The organism is Bradyrhizobium sp. MI1.11 (assembly GCF_055811255.1).
This window is the reverse complement of record NZ_JBVVPM010000133.1, coordinates 1-3,742: the sequence shown is the minus strand read 5'-3', so window position 1 is coordinate 3,742 and position 3,742 is coordinate 1. Positions and strand designations below refer to the sequence as shown.

Below are 3,742 nucleotides of genomic sequence, written 5' to 3'. Positions count from 1 at the left end.
GGGGCGGGCATGGCGGTGGGCACGGGGGTGGCCATCATGGCGGCGGTCATTTCGGCGGTCACGGTTTCGGGCACGCGCATGGCGGCGGCGGGCATCATGGCGGGACGCGGTTCGCAGCCGGAGCCCGACATGGTTCCTCGAAATTCGGTCAGATCCGCAATGCGGGTATCCGTCCCGCGCATTTTCGCAATGCCCTGAACGCGCACTCCAGCGCGTTTCGCAATGGCCGGCTGATCAGCAATCCGGCGGCGCGGGCCCAGATCGCAGCTGCGGCCGCCCTTGCCGGCTGGCACGGCGCAAGCAGCGGTTGGTGGCAACATGCCGGGGGCGGCTATGGCTGGGTCGGGCCGCTGTTCTGGCCGTTCGCCTACAACGACCTCTACGACTACGCGATCTGGGGCGACGGTCTCGGCTTCTGGGGCTACGGCTATCCCGACATCTATGCCGGCATGTTCGGCCCCTATGGCTATGATCGCCTCTCGGCCTATCTGCCGCAACGATCGCAGGGACGACGGCAAGCGCGAGGCGTTGCGCTCGATCAGCTTTGCGGCAGCGACCGTCGCGAAATCGTCGGTCTGCCGATCGACCAGATCGTCGCGGCGGTGCAGCCGACCGAGGCGCAAGGCGCAAGCCTCGACGAACTCGGCAATGTCTCGATCCAGGCAGCAGAGCTCATCCGCGCGGCCTGTCCAACGCAAGTCGCGGCGACGGCGCCCGGTCGGTTGGCGGCGATGCAGCAGCGCATCGAGGCGATGGAGAAGGCCGTCGAGCTGGTGCAACCGGCGCTCGACAAATTCTATGGGGCCCTCACCGACGAGCAGAAGGCCCGTTTCAATGCGTTGGCCGAGGATCAGCGCCGGACAGCGGCTTCCCGCGACGCCAGCGCATCGCTGGTTCAGAATTGCGGTGCGCCTGTTGGGCTCGATTGGCCAGCCGGCGAGATCGGCGCGCGGCTCCATCCCAGTGAGACTCAGCGTGCTGCTCTGCAAGTGCTTCAGGATACCAGCGCCAGGGTCAAAGATTCGCTCAAGGACGCGTGCCAGCCCAGCGACGTGATGACACCACCGGCGCGCATGGCCGCGGTTCACAAGCGGCTCGAAATGATGCTGGACGGCGTGAAATCAGTGCGGGCCGCGCTCGAGGATTTCTATGGCACGTTGAGCGACGAGCAGAAGGCGCAGTTCGAGGCGATCGGGCCGCGTCGGACGTCCTGAGCGCGTCGCAAAAAGCCGTGGCGGAAAACCGCCTCGCCGATCGCACTGCGGTTCTCTATGCTGGGTGGCGCTGAAGCAGAAACAATGCGGTGGCCGGAAGACCACGGGTGGCGGGGTGATGGAGTGGTTCGCAAGGAAGAAGGCGGGCGACGTCTGGGATGAGACGGTCGAAGGACCGCTCGGCGACATCGACGCCGCCGAGCGCATCCGTGCGATCTGTGACGCGGCTGCGGCCAGCGCGGCAGGCAGCGCGCGCAACGACAAGCGCGACAGCGCGCGCTACGAGCGCGCGGCGAAAGTCGCGATGGAAATCGCGATGAAGATCTCAGATGGACTGATGCGCGACGACGCAGTGCACCGCATCGTCGATCTCTGCATGAAGGCAAACGACCTCAAGACGGCGCAGATCCTGTTTCGCGCGATCCATGCCAGCTGGATCCGCGAAACGGTCCAGCGGGATCATCCGACATTGGCGCAGTGAGCGGTGCTCGCGCGATCGTCGTTGCACCAAGACCCTCATGGTGAGGAGCGCGTCTTCGCGCGTCTCGAACCATGAAGGCCCGGATCTCGCCCGTGGCCATCCTTCGAGACGCCCGCTTTTCGCGGGCTCCTCAGGATGAGGATCGGAGTGCGTAGCAGGACTTATTTCGCCAACTTCCGCACGGCCTCGTCCACACTGTGGAAGACGTTCTCCCGGGGCAGCGCCTCGAACAGCCTGAACCGCTCGAACGCGGCCTGCGCGCGTACCGATTCCAGCCGGGCCAGCGCGACCGTGACACCCTGTTCGCTGCAGGCCCTGAAAACGTCGAGCAGGATCTGCGCGGCGGTGAAGTCGATCTCGACCATGCCGCTCGCCTCCAGCACCAGCAGTTGCGGCGGCGTCGCGCCGAGCACCCTGGACACGTCGCTGCGAAAGCCGGGCGCATTGAGGAACGACAGCGGCGCCTGCAACCCGATCACGGCGACGCCGTCGATGCGCTCGCCGGTGATGTGCGGGTGCGCCGGCCACCAGATCGTGGTGCCCGGCACGCGCTCGAACTCGACCAGCCGCGCGCGCGTCGTGCTCCAGATGCCGTGCAGCAGCGACAGCACGATGCCGAGGAACGCACCCTGCTGGATCGGCAGCACGATGATCAGCGCGGCGGTGGCGGCGATCAGAAGGAATTCGCTCGGGGATTGGTGATAGATCGTGACGATCTGCTTCACGCGGATGATGCGCAGCGCGACGAACAGCAGGATGCCGCCGAGGGCTGCGTCCGGAACGTGCTGCAGCAATCCCGTTCCAAACGCGAGCAGCGCCAGCACGATCGCAGCGGCGGCGAGACCCGCGAGCTGCGATTGTCCGCCGGTCTCGGCGACAATGCCCGTTCGCGGCGGGCTGGCATTGACCGGGAACGCACCGAACAGGCCCGACAGCACGCTGCCGGCGCCCGCGCCGAGAAAATCGCGATCGACATCGGCCGGCTTGTCGGGATCGGACGGGAACGAGCGCGTCGTCGCCGCAGTCTGCACCATCACCACGACCGTGATGACAAAGGCGAGCGGCACGAGGCGGACCCATTGCTCCGCTGCAAGCTCGGGGAAGGTCGGCCGCGGCAGCGTCCCCGGCACGAGGCCTACGACATTGACGCCCTTGCTCTCGAGGCCGAGTGCGATCGTGGCCAGCGTCGCGGCGACGAGCCCGATCAGCGCGCCCGGAATTTTTGCGCTGACCTTCTCGGAGACGAAGACCACTGCCAGCACACCGAAACCGATGCACAACGTGAACGGATTGGTGCGGCCGAGCTCGCTTGCGAGCACGCCGATGCGATCGAGCGTCGGCCCGCCCGGCGAGTCCAGACCCAGCACGCCCGGCAATTGCGAGACGATGATGTGGACGGAGATGCCGGCGAGGAAGCCGACCATGACGGGCACGGACAAGAGATTGGCGATGCCGCCGAGGCGGAAAGCGCCGCCGGCCAGCATCATCGCGCCGACCATCAGTGCCAGCGCGATCGCGAGTCCCTGATACTCAGGCGAGCCGGTGGCGGCCAGCGCCGCCAGTCCGCCGGCGAAGATCGGCGTGATCGTGGAATCGGCGCCGCAGGACAGGAAGCGGTTGCCGCCGAGCATCGCAAAGCCGAGCGAGCCCGCCATAAAGGCGAAGAAGCCGATCTGCGGCGCGAAGCCGCCGAGCCGCGCCGTGGCCATCTGCTCGGGAATCGCGATCGCCGCGAGCGTCAGCCCCGCCATCAGGTCGCCCGGGAGGGAATAGGACGCGAGTGAGCGAAACAGCGGCCAAGCTGGCTTGGCGTGAGCGTCGTGCGGCATCGATGTGGAGTCCCCGGAAAGCCCTGGCGTTAGTCGGTTAGACTACAGCATTTCCGTATCGGGAAGCAGAAGACGCAGTTTATCTCCATCCGTCGTCATTTCGAGCCCCCCCGGGGGGGGGGGGCCGCGGCCCCCCGGGGGGGCCAATAAGCGGGGGAGGGTTTTGGGCGCGTGATAGGGGGGGGGGGGGGTAGACCGCCCGGGGGGGGGGGTTTTGG

3 protein-coding genes are annotated in these 3,742 nt (G+C 67.0%); 2 read left to right on the top strand and 1 reads right to left on the bottom strand.

Annotated features, from left to right (window positions below):
- Both AC0L30_RS42470 and AC0L30_RS42465 read left to right on the top strand, forming a co-directional pair.
- The coding region (locus AC0L30_RS42470; protein WP_473406742.1) for a Spy/CpxP family protein refolding chaperone at positions 1–1,214 on the top strand (1,214 nt) is incomplete at its 5' end.
- Between the two features lie 118 nt (positions 1,215–1,332).
- Positions 1,333–1,695, top strand: a complete 363-nt coding sequence (locus tag AC0L30_RS42465) for a hypothetical protein (protein WP_007600918.1) — start codon at positions 1,333–1,335, stop codon at positions 1,693–1,695.
- 161 nt (positions 1,696–1,856) lie between these two features.
- Here the strand turns inward: AC0L30_RS42465 and AC0L30_RS42460 are convergent, their stop codons facing one another.
- A complete protein-coding gene (locus tag AC0L30_RS42460) occupies positions 1,857–3,524 on the bottom strand; it encodes a SulP family inorganic anion transporter (RefSeq protein ID WP_007600919.1) in 1,668 nt (555 codons plus the stop codon).
- Between the last annotated feature and the right edge of the window lie 218 nt (positions 3,525–3,742).

Coding starts and splice junctions, on each gene's coding strand:
- AC0L30_RS42460 (WP_007600919.1), bottom strand. CDS start 3,524: ATGCCGCACGACGCTCACGCCAAGCCAGCTTGGCCGCTGTTTCGCTCA.
- AC0L30_RS42465 (WP_007600918.1), top strand. CDS start 1,333: ATGGAGTGGTTCGCAAGGAAGAAGGCGGGCGACGTCTGGGATGAGACG.